This is a genomic window from Flavobacterium adiutor (genome assembly GCF_048282555.1).
Classification (GTDB): Bacteria; Bacteroidota; Bacteroidia; order Flavobacteriales; family Flavobacteriaceae; genus Flavobacterium.
The window spans coordinates 56,830-82,646 of sequence record NZ_CP182487.1; the positions used below are offsets into that span (position 1 = coordinate 56,830).

8 protein-coding genes (1 of these 8 running past the window's edge) are annotated in these 25,817 nt (G+C 38.5%); all 8 read left to right on the plus strand.

Annotation, left to right across the window (positions count from 1 at the left end; all coding sequences use genetic code 11):
• A protein-coding gene (locus tag ACNC7R_RS00180; protein WP_417938977.1) for a T9SS type B sorting domain-containing protein crosses the window boundary here: on the plus strand, positions 1 to 19,132 show its 3' portion. 12,779 nt of this gene lie to the left of the window's left edge; only the last 19,132 of its 31,911 coding nucleotides appear in the window; its start codon lies off the left edge, out of view; its stop codon occupies positions 19,130 to 19,132.
• 43 nt (positions 19,133 to 19,175) lie between these two features.
• Positions 19,176 to 20,156, plus strand: a complete 981-nt coding sequence (locus ACNC7R_RS00185; protein WP_417938978.1) for a type IX secretion system membrane protein PorP/SprF — start codon at positions 19,176 to 19,178, stop codon at positions 20,154 to 20,156.
• A 237-nt stretch (positions 20,157 to 20,393) separates the two neighbouring features.
• Positions 20,394 to 21,497 (plus strand): sensor histidine kinase, encoded by a 1,104-nt coding sequence (locus tag ACNC7R_RS00190; protein WP_417938979.1) that lies wholly within the window; start codon positions 20,394 to 20,396, stop codon positions 21,495 to 21,497.
• Complete coding sequence (locus ACNC7R_RS00195; protein WP_417938981.1) at positions 21,494 to 22,192, plus strand: LytR/AlgR family response regulator transcription factor; 699 nt, start codon at positions 21,494 to 21,496, stop codon at positions 22,190 to 22,192. The genes ACNC7R_RS00190 and ACNC7R_RS00195 overlap by 4 nt, the downstream gene beginning before the upstream one ends.
• A 158-nt stretch (positions 22,193 to 22,350) precedes the next feature.
• Positions 22,351 to 23,106, plus strand: coding sequence for an intradiol ring-cleavage dioxygenase (locus ACNC7R_RS00200; RefSeq protein ID WP_417938982.1), 756 nt, complete (start codon positions 22,351 to 22,353; stop codon positions 23,104 to 23,106).
• Between the two features lie 22 nt (positions 23,107 to 23,128).
• Positions 23,129 to 23,833, plus strand: coding sequence for a hypothetical protein (locus tag ACNC7R_RS00205; protein WP_417938983.1), 705 nt, complete (start codon positions 23,129 to 23,131; stop codon positions 23,831 to 23,833).
• 6 nt (positions 23,834 to 23,839) lie between these two features.
• Positions 23,840 to 24,343, plus strand: coding sequence for a hypothetical protein (locus tag ACNC7R_RS00210; RefSeq protein WP_417938984.1), 504 nt, complete (start codon positions 23,840 to 23,842; stop codon positions 24,341 to 24,343).
• A gap of 258 nt (positions 24,344 to 24,601) precedes the next feature.
• Positions 24,602 to 25,789: a phosphoglycerate kinase gene (locus tag ACNC7R_RS00215; RefSeq protein WP_417938985.1), complete on the plus strand. Its 1,188-nt coding sequence runs from the start codon at positions 24,602 to 24,604 to the stop codon at positions 25,787 to 25,789.
• Positions 25,790 to 25,817: the final 28 nt, after the last annotated feature.

The following is a 25,817-nucleotide window of genomic DNA, read 5'->3' on the forward strand; positions in this document are numbered from 1 at the left end:
GTCTGCAGTTGTTACGATCAATGTACCAACGACAGGTACTGCTCCCTATACGTATAGTTTTGAGGGAAGTGCTTTTACAGGTACAAGAACTTTCACAGTTAATGATAACGGTTCAGACCAGACTATAGATTATATCGTAAAAGACAATAATGGCTGTACTTTCACCGGTTCAGTTACTATCAACAGATTGAATGCACCTGTAATTTCAGGTATTACCCATACCGATATTTATTGCAGCCCGGCTTCTCGTACTACCAGTACCGTTACAGTTGCTTTGGCATCAGGTACAGGAGTTGGTACGATTACTTATGCCATTACGTCACCAGCAGCAGCAGCGACATCAAATACTACAGGAGTTTTCACCGGATTGGCCGGAGGGGTTACTTATAGCTTCAAAGTGACCGATGCTAGCGGTTGTTATGCTACAGGCTCACATACGGTTCCTGTTGCTACTAAGATTGCAGCGATTGCCACTAAGCTAAACGATGTCTATTGTAATGGAGGTTCTACAGGTTCTATCCGATATGATGTAAGCCAGTTTAGTTCTAGTTACAGTTATAAAGTCAACACAAATGCTGCAGTTACGGCTCAGAGTGGAGCTTCGTTTACTTTGCCAAATCTTGGTGTAGGTACTTATGATGTTGTTTTCACAGATGAGACTACAGGATGTACATTCCCTACTTCTGTGACTATAACCGAGCCAAGTTTATTAGGAGCTACAGCTTCAACGGTAAATGCGAACTGTAATGTTGCTACCTCTAAAGTTACCGTAACGGCTACAGGAGGAACTCCGGGTTATACATATGCTTACAAGCAGGATGGTGTTGCTCCGACAGCAGCAGATTACGTTGCCAGCAACAGTGCAGATTTGAATCCTACTACAAATACGCAATGGGATGTTTGGGTGAAAGACCTAAACGGATGTACCGTTAAAGTGGATGTTACCATTACAACAGACAATACCCCATCAGTTACGGCATCGGTGAGTAACCAATGTACAGGATCAGGCAGTAGTTTTACGATTGCGGCTACCGGTACAGGAGGAACAGGAAGTTTGACATATGGAATTGGCGGATCTACTGGAACATTCCAGTCAGGAAATACTTTTACAGTTTCGGCAGGTACTTATACTGTTTGGGTAAAAGATGGCAATGGCTGTACAGCTTCTGCCACACCAATTACGGTTTATCCACAGTTGACTGCTACATCAGCAGTAACCAGAGAGCTTAGTTGTTCACCAACGACTCCAGAGGCTCAGATTACCGTTACAGTATCAGGAGGTAAATCGACTTATACTTATGAGGTTTCTGACAACGGCGGTTCTACATACGCACCAATGGCTAGTAATGTTTATACAGCAGCTAGTGCAGGGACTTATATTTTTAGAGTTACAGATTCCAATACACCAGGCTGTACAGTCACCACTACAGCTACAGTCAATGCGATTTCAAACCCTACCGTAACAGCTACGCAGGTAAATGTTAGCTGTAACGGAGGTGCAGCCAATGGTTCGGTTACCTTGACAGGTGCTGGCGGTTCAGGTGGTTATACTTACAGTAACAATGCTACCAGCGGATTTACTGCAACGTCTACCTTTACAGGATTGGCAGCAGGCACTTATACTTTTTATGTTAAAGACAGTAAAGGATGTCCAGGTTCAGTTACTGTTACCATTACCCAGCCAACAGCCCTTACTACTACAGCTACAGCGACAGCCTTTAGCTGTAATGCTACAAACGTTAAGCAGTCTGCAGTTGTTACGATCAATGTACCAACGACAGGTACTGCTCCCTATACGTATAGTTTTGAGGGAAGTGCTTTTACAGGTACAAGAACTTTCACAGTTAATGATAACGGTTCAGACCAGACTATAGATTATATCGTAAAAGACAATAATGGCTGTACTTTCACCGGTTCAGTTACTATCAACAGATTGAATGCACCTGTAATTTCAGGTATTACCCATACCGATATTTATTGCAGCCCGGCTTCTCGTACTACCAGTACCGTTACAGTTGCTTTGGCATCAGGTACAGGAGTTGGTACGATTACTTATGCCATTACGTCACCAGCAGCAGCAGCGACATCAAATACTACAGGAGTTTTCACCGGATTGGCCGGAGGGGTTACTTATAGCTTCAAAGTGACCGATGCTAGCGGTTGTTATGCTACAGGCTCACATACGGTTCCTGTTGCTACTAAGATTGCAGCGATTGCCACTAAGCTAAACGATGTCTATTGTAATGGAGGTTCTACAGGTTCTATCCGATATGATGTAAGCCAGTTTAGTTCTAGTTACAGTTATAAAGTCAACACAAATGCTGCAGTTACGGCTCAGAGTGGAGCTTCGTTTACTTTGCCAAATCTTGGTGTAGGTACTTATGATGTTGTTTTCACAGATGAGACTACAGGATGTACATTCCCTACTTCTGTGACTATAACCGAGCCAAGTTTATTAGGAGCTACAGCTTCAACGGTAAATGCGAACTGTAATGTTGCTACCTCTAAAGTTACCGTAACGGCTACAGGAGGAACTCCGGGTTATACATATGCTTACAAGCAGGATGGTGTTGCTCCGACAGCAGCAGATTACGTTGCCAGCAACAGTGCAGATTTGAATCCTACTACAAATACGCAATGGGATGTTTGGGTGAAAGACCTAAACGGATGTACCGTTAAAGTGGATGTTGCTATTGCCAAAGATAGTGCGCCAACAGCAGCTGTTGCTTCTGGAGCAGGTTGTTTAGGGACAGCTGGAGGTTATACTATTTCTGTATCAGCAACAGGTGGGACAGGAACATTGTCTTATAGTATTAATGGAGGGGCTTCTTACCAGGCATCTAATATTTTCACAGTAACATCATCAGGAACTTACACTATTCGTGTAAAAGACACTAATGGCTGTACTATAGATAGTAACACAGTTACAGTGGCTCCACAATTGACTGTAAGTGCAGTTTTAAATAAAGATATTACTTGTAATCCAGCTCCGACAGCTGCGCAAATTACAGTAACTCCAACAGGTGGAGTAGGACCATTTACTTATGCAAGTTCAGGTACAGGAACTTTTGCAGGAAATGTATTTACTACAAGTACTCCTGGAAATTATATTTTCACGGTTACAGATGCTAATTTATGCTCTGCTTCAACAACAACTGCAATTGTGGTTACACCAGCTGTTAACCCAGATATTACAGGTGTTTCTCAGACACAATCTATTAATTGTAATGGTGATAATACTGCAGCAATTAATATAACAATTGATAATACAAAAGGATTAGCTCCATTTGTTTTCAATGTATTAAATACAACAACAGGAACTAATTATGGAACTCAGACTTCAGGTTTGGCAGCAGGTAATTATACAATTACAGTTACAGATGCTAAAGGTTGTACAGATACAGGAAGTATTAGTATTTCTCAACCAAACCCTATTGTGGTTGATTTTGATGTTGACCCGATTACTTGTGCAGCCGGAGGTATTTCATTAGGAAGAATAATTGTTAATGGAGTAACAGGTGGAACTCCAAATTATACTTACCATGTTACAGGAGTTAATGGTTACAACCAAAAGTTCACAAATCAAACAGGTAATTCACAAGTATTTGATATTGTTAATTTTGGTTTGTATGAATTAATTGTTACTGATGCGAATGGTTGTCAGAATTTGAACCAAAACATTTTGGTTGCATCACCACCAGATGATTTGGATATTACCGTTATTTCTCCACCAGCAGATTGTTCTGCGGATGGTTCAGCAATTGTTGCAGTTGGAACTTCAGGAGGTTTAACGGGTGCAGGACCTTTCCATTTTGCTGTTTATACGGGTCCAGGAATGTCTTATACTGCTCCAACGGCATTACCTTGGTATGATGAAGATGCGGTAGGTAGTAAAAAAACTACTATACCTAATTTAAAAGCGGGTGTGACTTATACTTTCATTGTCCATGATCAAGTTACAGGTTGTTATTATTTCGAAACATCTACGATTCCAATACCGACAAATTCTACATTAACTGTTAATAATTTAGTTGCTCAAAACATTACTTGTAAAGGTGCAGCAAATGGAAATGTAACATTTACTATGAATCATACATATGGTGTAGCAACACCTGTTACTTATCAGGTTTATAGTTCACAATCTGTTACTCCGGTGGGAGGATTAGTTAGTACAACTATACCGGCAAGTGGATCATTGGTAGTTAATAATTTTGGCACATTGCCATTTGGTAATTATTTTGTATTAATTACTGAAGATGCAGGTGCAACAAATGCAGGTTGTAGTGTTGCTTCAGCGCCATTTGATATTACAGAATCAGCTATTGATTTATCTGTTACAGCTTCAAAAATTAAAAAAGTTAATTGTAATGAAGATGGTGTAATTGCTGCTCAGGCGAAAGATGGTACAGCACCTTATACATATCAATATTTATTAGCATCAGCGACTCCACCAACAGCAAGTACTGCAGGCTGGACATCAAATACAACTTTTGCAGCAAGTGTAACAGGTAATTATATTGTTTACGCAAAAGATGCTTATGGTTGTATTAAGACTGCAGCTGTAACGTTAGATGCTGATGATGCTCCAACAGTTACACCACCTGCAGCTCCAATTTGTTATGATGGAACAGCGTTTACCATTACTTTTTCAGGAACAGTTGATCCTGATATTGCTGGAGGACCAACCTATAGTGTAAACGGAAGTGCTTTCCAAAGCTCACCAAGTTTTACATTTAATGCAGCGGGCACTTATAATTTAGTAATTAAAGATGGAAACGGATGTACAGCAGATGTTGATTATCAAGTATATCCTAAACTAAATTTATCGGCTTCATTGACTAAAGAATTAGATTGTACAACTACACCAGAAGCAGAAATTACGTTAACAACTACAGGAGGTAATACAACACCAACTGCTAATTATAGTTATGAAGTATCTTTCAATGGTAGCGGTTTTGTAGCTGCTTCTAATCCATATTTGGCTACAGCAGCAGGAAATTATGTGTTTAGAGTTACGGATGCTAATAATACTACTGTTTGTCAAACGACTACTAGTTTTGATTTAGATCCAATTCCAACTACAGTATTTGGAACAACAGTAACAAATGTAAGCTGTAATGGAGCTGCTGACGGAACTATTACAGTTAATGTTACTGGAGGTGAAGGTCCTTATAAATATAGTTTAGATGGAGGACTTACTGAGCAAACAATAAATAAATTTACAGGTTTATCAGCAGGTACGGCTTATGTTGTAACAGTTCGTAATGCCAGAAATTGTACATTAAATTCATTACCTGTAACGATCACCGAGCCATTAGCTTTAGCTGCTACTTCTAGTATTACTACAGCGTTGAGCTGTGGTACAAGCAATACGCCTCAGCCGGCTACAGTAACGGTTGTTGCTACAGCAGGCACAGGTACTGCTCCATATGAGTATAGTTTTGACGGAGGATTGAATTATTCGTCTACCAATACGTATCAGACTTATACAGGTATCACATTTGATGTATTTGTACGAGATGCGAAAGGCTGTCTGTTTACATTGACCAACGGTGTTAATGTTCCATCTTTGGTTCCACCGACAGATTTAACGTTCAGCACTACATCAGCAGTCACTTGTACATCTGCGGGTACAGTTGAGATTACAGGCCATACAGGAGGAACAGGTACATTGCAATATGAGACCATCGCGCCTTCTCCGGTTATTGTTCCACAACAGACTACCACTACATTTGGAGGATTAACAGCAGGTACTTATGTATTTAGGGTAACGGATGCCAACGGTTGTACTTATGAGGAATCTTATACGGTTGATCCGGTAACACCGATTGCTATTGTAGGTACGCTGATTAACGATATTTCATGTAATGCTTTAGACGGCACTACAAATAATGGTTCAGCCTCATTTACAGTTACAGGATTTAGTTCAACTGGGAATTATGGTATTACTGTAACCAGCGTGCCTTCAGGTTTATCATTTACCCAATCTGCTGTATCATCAACAGATGTATTTACTTTGACTAATTTGCTTGCAGGAACTTATACAGTAAGTGTTGAGGACGGAACGACTCATTGTAAAGAGAGTACAAGTGTTGTCATTACAGAGCCAGTTGCAATTGCTTTCACAGCAACGGCAAGCAAAGTTTTCTGTTCACAGGATATCTCGCAAATCACTGTTAGCGGTGTAACAGGCGGAACAGGCTCTTATACGTATGCCGTTGTAAGCGGCGGTTCAGCCGCACCGGTTGCTTCGGCTTATGGTACAAATGCAGTAATGTCAGTAGATACTAATCTGACAGACCTTTCATGGGATGTTTATGTAAAAGATGCTAACGGCTGTATCCACAGTGAGAATGTTATGATCACCAACAATGCTGCTCCGACAATTAATCCGGCAGCGCCACAGTGTTATGCAGGATCAGACCTTACAGTTGACTTAGATGCGTTGACTACGACATATAACAATGTTAAATCATATACAGTAAACGGATCAGCGATTGCTACATCAACAGCTACCTTTACATCACCTGGTACTTATAGATTAGGCATCAAGGATGACAATGGCTGTGAAGCATTTGTAAATTATACAATCGAGAAACAATTGTTGGCTACAGCTACGCTGACTAAAGACTTGTATTGTGCAGGATCTGTTGATGCTACTATCGATGTGGTTATTACAGACGGGGTTGCTCCATATAACTATATAATGTATTTGAACGGTTCGCCAACAACAGCATTGCCAACAGCAGTAACAGGTTCAGGCTTTACAGCTTCAGTTGGATCAGCAGGCAGCTATACCTTTGTGATTACAGATAGTAATGCAGCAGTTTGTTCAGTAACAACTAATGCAGCAGTTGTGACTACACCTGCAACACCAATTGCTTCTGCAGTTCCAACAGCAGTAATTTGTAATGGAGAGAGCAACGGTACGATCACAGTAACAGCTTCAAACGGAGTTGCGCCATACACTTATGCCCTAAGCGGCACAGGTGCCAATGCAAGTGGTAATGCAACAGGAATCTATACAGGTCTTATTGCAGGAACAACTTATTCAGTAGTGGTAACGGATGCCAAAGGATGTCCTTCAGCGGCTATTCCTGTAACGATCACCGAGCCATCAGTATTGGCAGCTACATCTTCAGTTACGCCATTTGGTTGTAATTCAGGCAATGTGCCTCAGCCAGCAGTTGTTACAGTAACAGCTACTGTGGGTACAGGTACAGCTCCATATACTTATAGCTTCAACGGATCAGGTGTTTATAGTTCAGTCAATACATTAGTTGTTTCAGATAATGGCACAGACCAGACTATTGTTTATTCTGTTAAGGATGCCAATGGCTGTATTGTAAGCGGAAGCGCTACAGTAAACAAATATTTGCCATTGACCAATATTACATTTGCTGTGACTACAGCACCTGTTTGTCCGACCAATGTTGCCGATATTGCTTTGACAGTAACAGGCGGATATGTTCCTATGGCTAAATACGAGATCATTTCGCCAATCACGGTTAATAATGGTAACAATGCTTTGTTTACCGGTTTGGCACCAGGTACTTATTTATTCAAAGTAACCGATGCTAATGGCTGTTCAATTGAAAGAAATTATACAGTTGATCCGGTTACTCCAATCGCTATTGCAGGAGTTTTGCTAAATGATATTTCATGTAATACAGCAGATGGTACTACCAATAACGGTTCAGCACAGTTTACCGTTACAGGATTCAGTGCAACCGGCAATTATGATATCAGTGTAGCAAGCCCAGTTTCAGGGTCGCTGTTTACACAATCTGTATCAAGTGATGTAATTACTCTTGCAGGTTTATCAGCAGGAACTTATACAGTAACTGTTACCGATAGAACAACAGATTGTACGGCAAATGCTAGTATTATTATAACAGAGCCGGATCCAATTGATTTCGAAGTGGCAAGAACAAAAGTGTTCTGTTCACAGGATGTTTCTACTATTACGGTTAGTAGCGTTACAGGCGGAACAGGCTCTTATACTTATGCAGTTGTACAAGGCGGTTCAGCCGCACCGGTTGCTTCGGCTTATGGTACAAATGCAGTAATGTCAGTAGATACTAATCTGACAGACCTTTCATGGGATGTTTATGTAAAAGATGCTAACGGCTGTATCCACAGTGAGAATGTTATGATCACCAACAATGCTGCTCCGACAATTAATCCGGCAGCGCCACAGTGTTATGCAGGATCAGACCTTACAGTTGACTTAGATGCGTTGACTACGACATATAACAATGTTAAATCATATACAGTAAACGGATCAGCGATTGCTACATCAACAGCTACCTTTACATCACCTGGTACTTATAGATTAGGCATCAAGGATGACAATGGCTGTGAAGCATTTGTAAATTATACAATCGAGAAACAATTGTTGGCTACAGCTACGCTGACTAAAGACTTGTATTGTGCAGGATCTGTTGATGCTACTATCGATGTGGTTATTACAGACGGGGTTGCTCCATATAACTATATAATGTATTTGAACGGTTCGCCAACAACAGCATTGCCAACAGCAGTAACAGGTTCAGGCTTTACAGCTTCAGTTGGATCAGCAGGCAGCTATACCTTTGTGATTACAGACAGCAATGCAGCAGTTTGTTCAGTAACAACTAATGCAGCAGTTGTGACTACACCTGCAACACCAATTGCTTCTGCAGTTCCAACAGCAGTAATTTGTAATGGAGAGAGCAACGGTACGATCACAGTAACAGCTTCAAACGGAGTTGCGCCATACACTTATGCCCTAAGCGGCACAGGTGCCAATGCAAGTGGTAATGCAACAGGAATCTATACAGGTCTTATTGCAGGAACAACTTATTCAGTAGTGGTAACGGATGCCAAAGGATGTCCTTCAGCGGCTATTCCTGTAACGATCACCGAGCCATCAGTATTGGCAGCTACATCTTCAGTTACGCCATTTGGCTGTAATTCAGGCAACGTGCCACAGCCTGCCGTTGTTACTGTAACGGCTACTGTTGGTACAGGTACAGCTCCATATACTTATAGCTTCAACGGATCAGGTGTTTATAGTTCAGTCAATACATTAGTTGTTTCAGATAATGGCACAGACCAGACTATTGTTTATTCTGTTAAGGATGCCAATGGCTGTATTGTAAGCGGAAGCGCTACAGTAAACAAATATTTGCCATTGACCAATATTACATTTGCTGTGACTACAGCACCTGTTTGTCCGAGCAATGTTGCCGATATTGCTTTGACAGTAACAGGCGGATATGTTCCTATGGCTAAATACGAGATCATTTCGCCAATCACGGTTAATAATGGTAACAATGCTTTGTTTACCGGTTTGGCACCAGGTACTTATTTATTCAAAGTAACCGATGCTAATGGCTGTTCAATTGAAAGAAATTATACAGTTGATCCGGTTACTCCAATCGCTATTGCAGGAGTTTTGCTAAATGATATTTCATGTAATACAGCAGATGGTACTACCAATAACGGTTCAGCACAGTTTACCGTTACAGGATTCAGTGCAACCGGCAATTATGATATCAGTGTAGCAAGCCCAGTTTCAGGGTCGCTGTTTACACAATCTGTATCAAGTGATGTAATTACTCTTGCAGGTTTATCAGCAGGAACTTATACAGTAACTGTTACCGATAGAACAACAGATTGTACGGCAAATGCTAGTATTATTATAACAGAGCCGGATCCAATTGATTTCGAAGTGGCAAGAACAAAAGTGTTCTGTTCACAGGATGTTTCTACTATTACGGTTAGTAGCGTTACAGGCGGAACAGGCTCTTATACTTATGCAGTTGTACAAGGCGGTTCAGCCGCACCGGTTGCTTCGGCTTATGGTACAAATGCAGTAATGTCAGTAGATACTAATCTGACAGACCTTTCATGGGATGTTTATGTAAAAGATGCTAACGGCTGTATCCACAGTGAGAATGTTATGATCACCAACAATGCTGCTCCGACAATTAATCCGGCAGCGCCACAGTGTTATGCAGGATCAGACCTTACAGTTGACTTAGATGCGTTGACTACGACATATAACAATGTTAAATCATATACAGTAAACGGATCAGCGATTGCTACATCAACAGCTACCTTTACATCACCTGGTACTTATAGATTAGGCATCAAGGATGACAATGGCTGTGAAGCATTTGTAAATTATACAATCGAGAAACAATTGTTGGCTACAGCTACGCTGACTAAAGACTTGTATTGTGCAGGATCTGTTGATGCTACTATCGATGTGGTTATTACAGACGGGGTTGCTCCATATAACTATATAATGTATTTGAACGGTTCGCCAACAACAGCATTGCCAACAGCAGTAACAGGTTCAGGCTTTACAGCTTCAGTTGGATCAGCAGGCAGCTATACCTTTGTGATTACAGATAGTAATGCAGCAGTTTGTTCAGTAACAACTAATGCAGCAGTTGTGACTACACCTGCAACACCAATTGCTTCTGCAGTTCCAACAGCAGTAATTTGTAATGGAGAGAGCAACGGTACGATCACAGTAACAGCTTCAAACGGAGTTGCGCCATACACTTATGCCCTAAGCGGCACAGGTGCCAATGCAAGTGGTAATGCAACAGGAATCTATACAGGTCTTATTGCAGGAACAACTTATTCAGTAGTGGTAACGGATGCCAAAGGATGTCCTTCAGCGGCTATTCCTGTAACGATCACCGAGCCATCAGTATTGGCAGCTACATCTTCAGTTACGCCATTTGGTTGTAATTCAGGCAATGTGCCTCAGCCAGCAGTTGTTACAGTAACAGCTACTGTGGGTACAGGTACAGCTCCATATACTTATAGCTTCAACGGATCAGGTGTTTATAGTTCAGTCAATACATTAGTTGTTTCAGATAATGGCACAGACCAGACTATTGTTTATTCTGTTAAGGATGCCAATGGCTGTATTGTAAGCGGAAGCGCTACAGTAAACAAATATTTGCCATTGACCAATATTACATTTGCTGTGACTACAGCACCTGTTTGTCCGACCAATGTTGCCGATATTGCTTTGACAGTAACAGGCGGATATGTTCCTATGGCTAAATACGAGATCATTTCGCCAATCACGGTTAATAATGGTAACAATGCTTTGTTTACCGGTTTGGCACCAGGTACTTATTTATTCAAAGTAACCGATGCTAATGGCTGTTCAATTGAAAGAAATTATACAGTTGATCCGGTTACTCCAATCGCTATTGCAGGAGTTTTGCTAAATGATATTTCATGTAATACAGCAGATGGTACTACCAATAACGGTTCAGCACAGTTTACCGTTACAGGATTCAGTGCAACCGGCAATTATGATATCAGTGTAGCAAGCCCAGTTTCAGGGTCGCTGTTTACACAATCTGTATCAAGTGATGTAATTACTCTTGCAGGTTTATCAGCAGGAACTTATACAGTAACTGTTACCGATAGAACAACAGATTGTACGGCAAATGCTAGTATTATTATAACAGAGCCGGATCCAATTGATTTCGAAGTGGCAAGAACAAAAGTGTTCTGTTCACAGGATGTTTCTACTATTACGGTTAGTAGCGTTACAGGCGGAACAGGCTCTTATACTTATGCAGTTGTACAAGGCGGTTCAGCCGCACCGGTTGCTTCGGCTTATGGTACAAATGCAGTAATGTCAGTAGATACTAATCTGACAGACCTTTCATGGGATGTTTATGTAAAAGATGCTAACGGCTGTATCCACAGTGAGAATGTTATGATCACCAACAATGCTGCTCCGACAATTAATCCGGCAGCGCCACAGTGTTATGCAGGATCAGACCTTACAGTTGACTTAGATGCGTTGACTACGACATATAACAATGTTAAATCATATACAGTAAACGGATCAGCGATTGCTACATCAACAGCTACCTTTACATCACCTGGTACTTATAGATTAGGCATCAAGGATGACAATGGCTGTGAAGCATTTGTAAATTATACAATCGAGAAACAATTGTTGGCTACAGCTACCCTGACTAAAGACTTGTATTGTTCAGGTTCTGTTAATGCTACTATCGATGTGGTTATTACAGACGGGGTTGCTCCATATAACTATATAATGTATTTGAACGGTTCGCCAACAACAGCATTGCCAACAGCAGTAACAGGTTCAGGCTTTACAGCTTCAGTTGGATCAGCAGGCAGCTATACCTTTGTGATTACAGACAGCAATGCAGCAGTTTGTTCAGTAACAACTAATGCAGCAGTTGTGACTACACCTGCAACACCAATTGCTTCTGCAGTTCCAACAGCAGTAATTTGTAATGGAGAGAGCAACGGTACGATCACAGTAACAGCTTCAAACGGAGTTGCGCCATACACTTATGCCCTAAGCGGCACAGGTGCCAATGCAAGTGGTAATGCAACAGGAATCTATACAGGTCTTATTGCAGGAACAACTTATTCAGTAGTGGTAACGGATGCCAAAGGATGTCCTTCAGCGGCTATTCCTGTAACGATCACCGAGCCATCAGTATTGGCAGCTACATCTTCAGTTACGCCATTTGGCTGTAATTCAGGCAACGTGCCACAGCCTGCCGTTGTTACTGTAACGGCTACTGTTGGTACAGGTACAGCTCCATATACTTATAGCTTCAACGGATCAGGTGTTTATAGTTCAGTCAATACATTAGTTGTTTCAGATAATGGCACAGACCAGACTATTGTTTATTCTGTTAAGGATGCCAATGGCTGTATTGTAAGCGGAAGCGCTACAGTAAACAAATATTTGCCATTGACCAATATTACATTTGCTGTGACTACAGCACCTGTTTGTCCGACCAATGTTGCCGATATTGCTTTGACAGTAACAGGCGGATATGTTCCTATGGCTAAATACGAGATCATTTCGCCAATCACGGTTAATAATGGTAACAATGCTTTGTTTACCGGTTTGGCACCAGGTACTTATTTATTCAAAGTAACCGATGCTAATGGCTGTTCAATTGAAAGAAATTATACAGTTGATCCGGTTACTCCAATCGCTATTGCAGGAGTTTTGCTAAATGATATTTCATGTAATACAGCAGATGGTACTACCAATAACGGTTCAGCACAGTTTACCGTTACAGGATTCAGTGCAACCGGCAATTATGATATCAGTGTAGCAAGCCCAGTTTCAGGGTCGCTGTTTACACAATCTGTATCAAGTGATGTAATTACTCTTGCAGGTTTATCAGCAGGAACTTATACAGTAACTGTTACCGATAGAACAACAGATTGTACGGCAAATGCTAGTATTATTATAACAGAGCCGGATCCAATTGATTTCGAAGTGGCAAGAACAAAAGTGTTCTGTTCACAGGATGTTTCTACTATTACGGTTAGTGGCGTTACAGGCGGAACAGGCTCTTATACTTATGCAGTTGTACAAGGCGGTTCAGCCGCACCGGTTGCTTCGGCTTATGGTACAAATGCAGTAATGTCAGTAGATACTAATCTGACAGACCTTTCATGGGATGTTTATGTAAAAGATGCTAACGGCTGTATCCACAGTGAGAATGTTATGATCACCAACAATGCTGCTCCGACAATTAATCCGGCAGCGCCACAGTGTTATGCAGGATCAGACCTTACAGTTGACTTAGATGCGTTGACTACGACATATAACAATGTTAAATCATATACAGTAAACGGATCATCGATTGCTACATCAACAGCTACCTTTACATCACCTGGTACTTATAGATTAGGCATCAAGGATGACAATGGCTGTGAAGCATTTGTAAATTATACAATCGAGAAACAATTGTTGGCTACAGCTACGCTGACTAAAGACTTGTATTGTGCAGGATCTGTTGATGCTACTATCGATGTGGTTATTACAGACGGGGTTGCTCCATATAACTATATAATGTATTTGAACGGTTCGCCAACAACAGCATTGCCAACAGCAGTAACAGGTTCAGGCTTTACCGCTTCAGTTGGATCAGCAGGCAGCTATACCTTTGTGATTACAGACAGCAATGCAGCAGTTTGTTCAGTAACAACTAATGCAGCAGTTGTGACTACACCTGCAACACCAATTGCTTCTGCAGTTCCAACAGCAGTAATTTGTAATGGAGAAAGCAACGGTACGATCACAGTAACAGCTTCAAACGGAGTTGCGCCATACACTTATGCCCTAAGCGGCACAGGTGCCAATGCAAGTGGTAATGCAACAGGAATCTATACAGGTCTTATTGCAGGAACAACTTATTCAGTAGTGGTAACGGATGCCAAAGGATGTCCTTCAGCGGCTATTCCTGTAACGATCACCGAGCCAGCTACTTTAACAGCATCAGCAGTTGTAACACCGTTTGGATGTGATGCTACAAATAATGCTAAAGATGCAATAGTAACAATTACAGCTGGTGGAGGAACATCTGATTATACTTATAGTTTTGATGGAGGAACTACTTTCCAAGCTTCAGCATCATTCTCTGTAAATAGTGCAAAAACTATTGATTATGTAGTTCTTGATGCTAATGGATGTAAGGTAACAGGACAAGCTATAGTTAATCCATATTTACCACCAACAGATATGGACATTACAGCAACTCCTATTTATTGTACGTCAGGAAATGTTGCAACAGTAACTGTTAATGCAGTAAGTGGTGGAGCGTCACCATATACATATGAAATTATTTCGCCAGCTTCAGCAGTAACTGCTCCAAGCGGAACGAATAGTTTTGCAAGTTTAACACCTGATACTTATATTATTAAAGTAACAGATAACAATGGTTGTAGCACAACTAAAACAATTATTGTTAAAGAAGCTGATAAAATATCAGTTACGCATCAAATTGTTAATGATGTGTATTGTAAAGGAGATAGCACTGGTGCTGTGAATTTAACAATAGCTAATTATATTACGGCAGGTAGTTACACACCTTCATTGTCTCCTAATTTAGGAACTATGACTCAAAACGGAGATGTGTTTAGTTATACTAATTTACCTTATGGTAATTATACTTTCACAATTACCGATGATGTTTCGGGTTGTTCAGCTTCGGTTAACTTTACAATCAACGAACCAGTTGCTATATTAAATTCAACTTCAGTTGCAACAAATATTAATTGTAATGAAGACAATGCTACAATTACAGTAACTGCGAACGGAGGAACTGCACCATATAGATATGCAGTAGCCAAAGCAGGAGATCCTGTTCCAACAAGTTTTGGTACAAGTAATCAGTTGGTGGTGGATACCAACAATGGTGCTGATGTAAACTGGATTGTATATGTCTTAGATAGCAATAATTGTGATGCAAATAATGCTCAGCCTATACAACCGGATGTAAACCCAACTGTTGTCAGCGCAGTAGCTACACAATGTCCAAGTGTAACAGGAACTTATGAAATTACTGTAACAGCAACTGGATTCAATTCAGCATTATTATACAGTGTAGACGGTGTAAGTTTTGATGCAAACAATGTTATCACGGTTAATGCTCCTGGTACCTATAATGTAACAGTAAAAGATGCTAATGGTTGTTCGTCAGCTGTTACTCCGGTTACTATTGCAGAGCCATTGATTCTAACACCAACGGTAACTACTTCTCCTTCTTGTACAGATGGTGATGGTGTTATAGCTGTGTCAACAACAGGAGGATCAGGAAACTATGTTTATAACATCGATGGAGGTGCTTTCGGAGCAGCTACACCTTTAACAGGAGTTCATTCAGGATCTCGTATTATAGGCGTTAAGGATACCACTACTTTATGTGAAGTATTTGTAACTATAGATCTGAAACCAGCTACAAAAGTTACAGGATTTGCGTTGACATCAACACCTGTAACATGTAACGGTTTAAGTGATGGTACTATCACTGCAACTATGGATACTCCTGCAGAGGGGATTAACGATAATCCTGTATATACTTACAGTCTCGATGGAGGTACACCTCAGGATTCTCCAGTCTTTACGGGAATTTCTGGCGGACTTCATACTGTGATAGTAAGATCTGAAAGAGGTTGTGAGGATACTAAAACAATTACGGTTGATGAACCAGGTATTGTAGCTGTAAATGCAGTTGCTGTTTCGCAATTTACTTGTACAAATGGCAATACATCTAACTTCGCAACGATTACAGTTGATCCTGCAACAGGAGTAAGCGGTGGTTCAGGTACGTATGTAACTTATGAATTTATCAAAAACGGAACTCAGGTTCAAAGCGGTTCTTCAAATACATATACTGAATTTGATTTATCTGGCGGAACTTATACCGTAAATGTTTATGACAGTAATAGATGTATGGGTACTTATACTACACCAATAACAATTGCTCCATACATTAAGTTAGATAAAATAGATGTTGTGAAAACAGCTATTACATGTACTAATCCAGAAAGTATAACTGCTACGGCAGTAGATGCTTCCGGTACTGCGATAGCTGGTATTGAATATACTTTAACAGATGTGAGTGGTACAATTACATTCGCTCCTAATACAACAGGTAATTTTACAGGTTTAGCCGTTGGAGACTATATCATTACAGCATTAAATCCGGCAACAGGATGTAGTATTCAAAAAGTACATTATGTTAATCAGCCAAATACTTTCGACTTAAATATTGTAAAAGATAGTGATATCGTTTGTTATGGTTCGAATGAAGGTGCGGTTACCGTTACTTTAATAGACAATATTGGTAATCCTGATGAAGCTGGAAGATTCAATTATACAGTATCATTATTGGGAGCAGTAGTTCGCTCAGGAACTTCTGCAACAGCAGGACCGCTGACTCTAACAAATCTGACGGCAGGTGAATATACTGTTTCAGCAACATTAATCGACAGTCCATTCTGTACAGTGTCATCTACCTTCACAATTGGACAGCCTGATGCAGCATTGCAAATTGCAGAAACTCATGATGCTATTACTTGTATAACAGGTAATAATGACGGAAGAATTGTTGCAACAGCAACTGGCGGTTGGGCTGGCGGATACGAGTATAAATTAGTAAATAATGCTGGTATTGTAATTTCTGACTGGTCTGCTACTTATGAATTCCCTAACTTAACAGCTGAAACCTATACTGTAAGTGTTAGAGATACAAAAGGCTGTTCTGTAAGTACTAATGTAGTTTTAGAAATTCCACAACCAATTTTGGTAAATATTACTCCAAGTGCAACGATGTTGCTTTGTAATGGTGACAAAAGTGCTACAATTACTGTAGCGGCTGCAGGTGGTCAGGGAACTAACTATTTGTACACTTTGAATACCATAATTTCACCTACAGAAACAAATTCTTCAGGGCCACAAACTTCACCAATCTTTACTGGTTTAGGAGCAGGAACTTATAATGTTACGGTAACTGATGGATTTAATTGTAGGGAGGTTTCGACTAATGTAACTATTAACGAACCAACAATTATAACTGCTGAGTTACGTCAGTCATCAGATCCTACTTGTCAAACTCAGGCTGGCTTAACGCTAAGTGCAACCGGAGGAACTGGATCTTATGAATATAGCGTTGATCCTAACTTTGGTACAGTCTTGGGTTCATTTACTGCCGCAATTCCAGCTGTTATTTCCAATGTAGTACCAGGTGATTATAAGTACTATGTAAGAGATACTAATAATTGTGTTGGTGGATTTGCTGGTATCAAAGTTTCTCCAATAGAAGAGCTTAAAGTAGACATTGTGACTAAGACTGATGTTAGGTGTGCAGGTGATGAAACAGGAGTTATTACTGCTGTAGCAACAGGTGGTTTAGGAAACTATGTTTATACACTATTAAGAAATGGAGCTCTTGTTAAGGGACCACAAGCCAATGGTAACTTCACAGATCTGGCTGCTGGTACAGATTATGTTGTTCATGTGGATAGTGGTGATTGTCCGAAAGATTCAGAAAAAGTAGAAATCCGTACAGTAATCAATCCTTTATCATACACATCAACTTCTATACCTGTGACATGTAATGGTTCTAATGATGGTAAAATTGTAATTACCGCTACAGGTGGAACTGGTAAAATTATGTATGCAATCTCTCCTGACCTGGATAGGTTCGAGAGTAGCAATGTGTTTAACAATTTAAAACCAGGTGTTTATCAGGTACTTGCTCAGGACGAATCAGGTTGTTATTACCTTCCTCAGGAGATTGAGGTGACTGAGCCTAAAGCTTTAACAATAGCACTTGTTGGTGATGTAACACCGGAAGGATGTAAAGGAGCTAATGATGGTGGATTCGTAATTGCAATAAAAGGCGCAACAGTTCCATATAGTTATAGTTTAGATAATCAAGATGGTCCTTATACTGTTATACCGGGTTCTTATGATAATGTTACAGGAGTGACATATCCTTTCCCAGATATGGCAGGAGGTCAACATATAGTTTATATTAAAGATGGTAATAACTCAAAATGTATAGAACCATTTGATGTTGACATACCTGAAGGTGTGGTACTGAATCCAAAAGCAGAAATTAACTATGACTGTGTGAATAATGCTGCTGCTAATTCAGTAACTATTACTGTTGATGCAAGTATTACAAATCCTGCAGATGTTCATTATGCTCTTGACGGAGGTGCAATTCAGATGGATAAAATCTTTACAAATCTTAACCATGGTCCGCACAAAGTAACAGTAACACATACTAATGGATGTAGTGCAGACGTTAGTTTCTATATTAAGCCAATTGCTCCATTAACTCTGGGATTAACTGGAGGACAGCAGGAAATGAACGTAATTTCGGTTACGGCTGCAGGTGGTTCACCAGCTTATATGTACAGTTTCAACGGAGAAGAGTTTACATCTTCTAACACATACAAAATCTACAAATCTGGAGATTATGAAGTGATAGTTAGAGATCAAAATGGCTGTACGGCAACATTAATTGTGCCTATGACTTATGTAGACGTTTGTATCCCGAATTACTTTACACCAAACGGAGACGGTCTTTATGACGAATGGGGTCCTGGTTGTACGAATATTTACAACAACCTTGAGTTCTCTATCTTCGACAGATACGGTCGTGAGATTGCAAAATATCGTTACGGTCAGAAATGGAATGGTAAATACAACGGTGAAGAATTACCAACAGGTGATTACTGGTATGTTCTTAAACTAAATGACAAGAAAGATGATAGAGAGTTTGTTGGACATTTCACACTATACAGATAACAAAATAACAGCCCCTGTGATGTTATCTAAAAAAATTATTACAATGAAAAAATTAATAGTATCCTTAGTACTCCTAGCTGTAACATCAGGTTACAGCCAGGAGTTAAACCTACCGGTGTTTACGCAGTATTTAGCAGATAATCCTTTTGTGATTTCACCAGCCTATGCAGGTATTGGTGATAATGTTAGAATAAGGGTTAACGGATTAACGCAGTGGGTCGGCATTAAAGACGCACCGGATAACCAGTCTGCGTATGTGGATTTTAGGCTTTTGGATCGTTCAGGGGTTGGTATATCTCTTTATAATGATAGCAATGGTAACACCAAACAAACCGGAGCTAAGGTATCATTTGCCCATCATATTATTTTGGACTATTATTCAAAGCAATACCTATCATTTGGTATTTCATATAACTTTAATACGTTTAGATTAGAGACAAGTAATTTTTCAAATCCAAATGATCCAAATGGAAATCCAGTTGATCCTTCAGTAACAGATGACCGTTATACTGGTAATAATAACTTTGATATAAGTGCCTTGTACCGCAATAAGGATTTTTATTTTAGTTTTAATGCCAATAACGTTTTAAAGAAAAAGCTTACCATTGAGAGAACAGACGAACCAGATTTACTATCTAATTATCAGGTATATACTGGCTTCACATTTAGAGATTCAGAAAACAATCGTATTGAATATGAGCCATCGATATTTTATCAGTATTTTGCCAATGATAAACGTTCTGCGACGGATATCAATTTTAAATACAGGCGTTATAACCGCTATGAAGAATATTACTGGATAGGAGTTTCGTATCGTATGCTGAATGACCAGTTCCCAAAACCTTTATCATTGGGGCCAATGGCAGGTTTCATGAAGTCTAAAATTTATTTTGCCTATTCCTATCAGGTAATGTTTAACGATTTAGGATATTATAACTCAGGAACTCACGTTGTCACACTTGGATTTGATTTCCTTCAGGCATTAAGCAGTTGTCCTTGTACAGATAGTCCGGTTCATGATTAATGAATTATTAAAAAAGGCTTTAGAACAAATTGTTTTAAAGCCTTTTTTAGTAACTATTTATACAGAATCGCAGGATTACAAGGTTTTACCTCAATAATTTGATATAAACTATCAGGATCATTAATTTTGAATAAATCAATTCGATTTATGAAACCGCCATTTACAAGTTTTGTTTAGCAATTGCAATAAAATATAATGGCGATACCATATATGAGTTAAAAAACAACTTTCACATATATGAAAAAACAACTTTCAGTTTATGCCCTGCATATAGGTTTGTGTCTTGCTTTTTTATTTTTGCCCTATGCATTTACATCGGTCAAAACAATTTTTGCCTGGCCCAATTTGTATTCGAATGTACACGATCGGATTTATTTTTTTATTTATTTTAGTTTATTGTGTTTCTTTTATTTTAACTACTATTATTTAATTCCACAATATTATTTTCAAAACAAGCAATTATTGTATTTTATAATGACAGCTTGTTTTCTTATATTTTTTTTGTGGATTTCAAGATATTTAGATCACCCGGATCATAATTTTTTAGATTTTAGAGATCACACAAAACACTTTTTACATCATCGGGAACCTTTTAGGGAAGGAATGAAACCGCCTCCGGATTTTCGAATGATGCACCAGAAACCCATGTCTTTCGATGTTATGGGCGGACCGCCAACTCAGTACGGGCATACAGCTTTAGTATATTTACTGGGAGTGATTTCAAGTTTGTTATTTGCTATCTCGGGAAGATTACAAAATGTAGAAAGAGAAAAGATGAAGTCAGAGCTGGCTTTTTTAAAAGCGCAGATCAATCCGCATTTTTTATTTAATACACTTAATAGCATTTATGCCCTGGCCTTAAAAAAAGATGATAAAACTCCCGATGCTGTCATACAGCTTTCCGAGCTAATGCGTTATATCATTACGAATGCGAATGACGAGGTAATCGATTTGAGTAAAGAAATCAATTATATCAGTAATTTTATATCATTACAAAAAACGCGTCTGGGTAACACAGTAAGTGTCGATTATCAGGTAAACGGAAGTCCTTTTGGAAAGGCAATCACACCGCTGATTTTAATTTCATTCATTGAAAACGCTTTCAAGCACGGTGTAAATCCGGATCAGACTTCAGAGATTGGTATTTATATTGATATTTTTGATGATGTACTCAAAATGCAGGTAACGAATAAAAAGACATTTTCGATCCAGTCAGAAACAGGCATTGGCCTGCAAAATACAATTGAAAGGCTGGCGTTATTATATCCGAATAAACATGAGTTAAATATTGAAGATACTCAAGATAAGTATATTGTAAAATTAAGTATTCAAGTAGGATGATAAAAGCAATAGCATTAGATGATGAACCTTTGGCATTAGAAATTTTGCAAAGTTTATGTGCAGAAATTGAGTATATCGATTTGCAAAAAACGTTTACAAAATCTGATGAAGCTTTTAAATACCTTAAAAAATATCCGGTTGACTTATTGTTTTTAGATATCAATATGCCATCCATTTCAGGATTAGATTTCTATAAAAAACTGCCACACAAAACTATGGTTATTTTTACAACGGCCTATTCTGAATTTGCTGTTGAAGGTTTTACATTAAGCGCGACAGATTATCTTTTAAAACCCATTTCGTTTTCCCGATTCCAGCAGGCTGCTGAAAAGGCATATTTACAATTTAAGACTCAAAATCAAAATCCGGAGCAGCAGTATCTTTTTATCCGTGCTGATTATAGCCTGATTAAGATTCTCTTTTCGGATATTTTATATGTTGAAGGTTTGGATGATTATCTTAAAATTCACATTAAAAACCAAAAAACGGTTGTGGCCAGAATGACTTTGAAGGCGTTACTTCAAAAATTACCTGAAACCGAATTTATTCGTGTTCATCGTTCGTTCATTATTCCGATTTCTAAAATTGAAAAAATCAGAAATAAAATTATTTATATAGATCACGCAGAAATACCATTAAGTGCCAGTTACGAAGCTGCATTTTTTGAACTTTTAAATCAAAAACAAGGACATTAATAATGGAATAAATTTACTACAAATTTATTTTTTCTCTTCGTTTACCTCATAATTATTGTTGATTACCTCAAACTTTTTCCAACACTATAATTTCGAATAATTTTACTTTAAAATTACTGTTAATCATTTAATTGATAAAACATTAAAACCCAGAAGTTATGGAAAGAAAAGATTTTTTAAGAGGATTAGGTTTAGTAGGAATAGGTTCTTTTGCTATTCCAATTATAAACGCATGCAGTAAAGATGATGATGCTTCAGAAGCGTCAACAGATACCGTAATTGCTAGTGATACGGGTTCTAACTCTAGTTCTTCAGGCGATTGCTCTGTTACTCCGTCTGAAACAGAAGGTCCGTTTCCGACGATTAGCCCATCTTCTTTGGTAAAATCAAATATAGTGATGGACAGAACTGGAGTCGCTTTTACGATCAATATTACCATCAAAAACACAAAAGCAAGCTGCGAGGCTTTAAAAGGGGCAATTGTTGATATCTGGCACTGCGATAAAGATGGTTATTATTCTGAGTATGGAGGAACAGGTATGCAGTCTGTAAATTATACTGCTGTACATTTTTTAAGAGGAAGGCAAACCACAGATGATAATGGTTTAGTGACTTTTACCTCTATATTTCCGGGTTGGTATTCAGGCAGGGCGACACATATTCATGTACACATTTATAACGCTAGCGGAACCTCATTACTGGTTACACAAATTGCATTTCCTGAAGGTTCCGGCAGTGCAGTGGCTTTGGTAAATGCTTCAACAGCTAACGGATACACCAAAGGTATGTCAGGTTATACGTATAATGCTTCGGACAATGTATTTTCTGATGGTTTTTCGAAGGAATTGGCAACAGTTACAGGCAGTATTGCAGAAGGTTTTGTGCTCAAACATACTATTAATGTGGCTAGTTAAAAGTCAGTAAATATAGTTTAAGATGATTAAGCAGATTCCAGCTAAGATATATAAGTCAGAAACAAGAGGTGTTTTCAAATCAGAAAAGTACAATTGTTTTGCGACCTTTAATTTTGACCAGTATCAGGATTTGTCCAGAAGACCTTTTGGCTCTTTGCAGATTTTAAATGAAGAAATATTAGCTCCCCAACATTGTATTTCCAGAATTATCAAAGCAAATTCGAGCTTAATTATTTTACCTTTATTTGGTGGAATAGAGTATAAGGACAATCTTGGTAATGGTGAATTTTTGAGAGTTGAACAAATAAAGGTGATAGCTGCTGATGACGAAAAGACTGTGGAAATTTTCAATCCGTACGAAAGTGAAAACGTTAGCTTTCTTACCATTCATTTTCAAAAGGAAACACAATGTTTAAAAAAATATTTTCACAAATCAGAAATCGATTTGACCATCAGAAATAAGTTAATCCGATTAATTGAAATTAAAGAAACGTCTTGTTTTATTGGTGTTTACGATGGAAGGAAAAAAGGCTTTTATACTTTGAAAAATCCTGACAATGGAGTTTTCGTATTTGTCGTTAATGGCGCTTTTGAGGTTGAAGACCGACTTTTAGAATCCAGAGATGGTTTAAGCATGGAAAATGCTGAAGTAATAGAATGGGAAGCTTTATCTGAAAATGCTATTTTATTAGTTTTTGAAGTATTTTTAAAGAGAATTGTTGAATAAGAATTTATGAAAATATCAAAAATAAGACTGGCATATCGTGTCATTATTGATAGTTCTTCTACAATAATATGGGACAGATATGTTTTTGAAGATACTTTTAAAGAGTACAGAATGCAAAGTCAGCAATTCAATTCTGCAGAAAACGCTAAAAACACTTTCAGAGAGTTGCTTTCTTTTAATGAAAAGGCTTCTCAGCTGCATTTTTTAGTTGGAATTGCTGCCGATGGTTATATCCAGCAATTAAAGGGCAATTTTTACAGGGTTTCAGATGTATTGGGGAATCAGTATTTTCCTTTTACTAATTATCAGCTAGATATTATAAACAGCGATGTTACAGATATTTCAAAGCATAGAATCGGAATCACATTTTATTCTCCGTTATTGAGTTATTTCGGCATTATAGAAGGAAATTTTATAGTTTCCAAAAATACAGAAGAAACAAATGAGTACGAAACCATGATGTTTAAGGTTCAGCCGCATTTGTCAATTTGTTATATTCAAAAAGAATAATTCGTCTTTTCAAAAACAAAAACCACCTATTGTTTCCGCCTTTTTTACTTTGATAGTGGGTAAAAAAGGCTTTTTGATGTTTTATTGCAACTTAATTCATATCAAAATTTGTGTTTAATACTTAATAAAAGAACTTATTTGTGAAGTTATAACGATTTCGTTCTTTAAATTATTCGTTTTTTAGTTTATCAGAATTTATAAGAACTGTAAAAGTTCTATATTTGTTTTCTTTCAAAAAAACCATAAAAAAATTATCAAATGAAAACTCTAAACGATTTCGATTTTAAAAATAAAAAAGCAATAATCCGTGTTGATTTTAATGTGCCTTTGGATGAAAACTTCAACGTAACAGATGCGACACGTATTGAAGCTGCAAAACCAACTATTGATGCTATTTTGGCGCAGGGCGGAAGCGTAATTTTAATGTCACATTTAGGAAGGCCAAAAGGTGCTGAAGAAAAATATTCATTGAAACATATTTTAAAAACAGCTTCAGAAATTTTAGGGGTAACTGTTCAGTTTGCTGAAAACTGTGTTGGTGAACCAGCTGAGACCGCTGCTAAAAACTTAAAACCGGGAGAAGTTTTATTATTGGAAAACTTACGTTTTCATGCTGAAGAAGAAGCTGGAGATGTTGCTTTTGCAAAAGAATTGGCTTTTTTAGGAGATATTTATGTAAACGATGCTTTCGGAACGGCTCACAGAGCGCACGCTTCTACTACTATCATTGCACAATTTTTCCCAACTGAAAAATGTTTCGGAACATTATTAGCAAAAGAAATTGAAAGCTTAAATAAAGTGTTGAACAACAGTGAAAAACCTGTAGTGGCAGTTTTAGGAGGTTCTAAAGTTTCTTCTAAAATCACGGTTATCGAAAATATTCTGGATAAAGTTGACCACATGATTATTGGCGGAGGGATGACTTTTACATTCATAAAAGCCCAAGGCGGTAAAATTGGAGAATCTATATGTGAAGATGATAAATTAGATTTAGCTCTTGATATTTTAAAAGCAGCCAAAGAAAAAGGCGTTCAGGTTCATATTCCGGTTGATGTAATTGCCGCAGATGATTTTTCAAATTCAGCAAATACTCAGGTTGTTGATGTAACTGCAATTCCTGATGGATGGCAGGGACTGGATGCAGGTCCTAAATCGTTGGAGAACTTCAAAAAAGTAATTTTAGAATCAAAAACCATTTTATGGAATGGTCCTTTGGGCGTTTTTGAAATGGAAACTTTCTCAAAAGGAACTATCGCTTTAGGTGATTATATTGCTGAAGCTACTGAAAAAGGAGCGTTCTCTTTAGTTGGTGGTGGAGATTCTGTTGCTGCTGTAAAACAATTTGGTTTCGAAGACAAAATGAGCTATGTATCAACAGGAGGAGGCGCAATGCTTGAAATGTTAGAAGGTAGAGTTTTGCCTGGTATTGCTGCTATTCAAGATTAAAAAAACAACAATTAACATTTTTTTTAGC

Excerpts from the sequence above, each read along its gene's own strand:
- ACNC7R_RS00190 (WP_417938979.1), top strand. The coding sequence starts at position 20,394 with ATGAAAAAACAACTTTCAGTTTATGCCCTGCATATAGGTTTGTGTCTT.
- ACNC7R_RS00210 (WP_417938984.1), top strand. The coding sequence starts at position 23,840 with ATGAAAATATCAAAAATAAGACTGGCATATCGTGTCATTATTGATAGT.
- ACNC7R_RS00205 (WP_417938983.1), top strand. The coding sequence starts at position 23,129 with ATGATTAAGCAGATTCCAGCTAAGATATATAAGTCAGAAACAAGAGGT.
- ACNC7R_RS00215 (WP_417938985.1), top strand. The coding sequence starts at position 24,602 with ATGAAAACTCTAAACGATTTCGATTTTAAAAATAAAAAAGCAATAATC.
- ACNC7R_RS00185 (WP_417938978.1), top strand. The coding sequence starts at position 19,176 with ATGAAAAAATTAATAGTATCCTTAGTACTCCTAGCTGTAACATCAGGT.
- ACNC7R_RS00200 (WP_417938982.1), top strand. The coding sequence starts at position 22,351 with ATGGAAAGAAAAGATTTTTTAAGAGGATTAGGTTTAGTAGGAATAGGT.
- ACNC7R_RS00195 (WP_417938981.1), top strand. The coding sequence starts at position 21,494 with ATGATAAAAGCAATAGCATTAGATGATGAACCTTTGGCATTAGAAATT.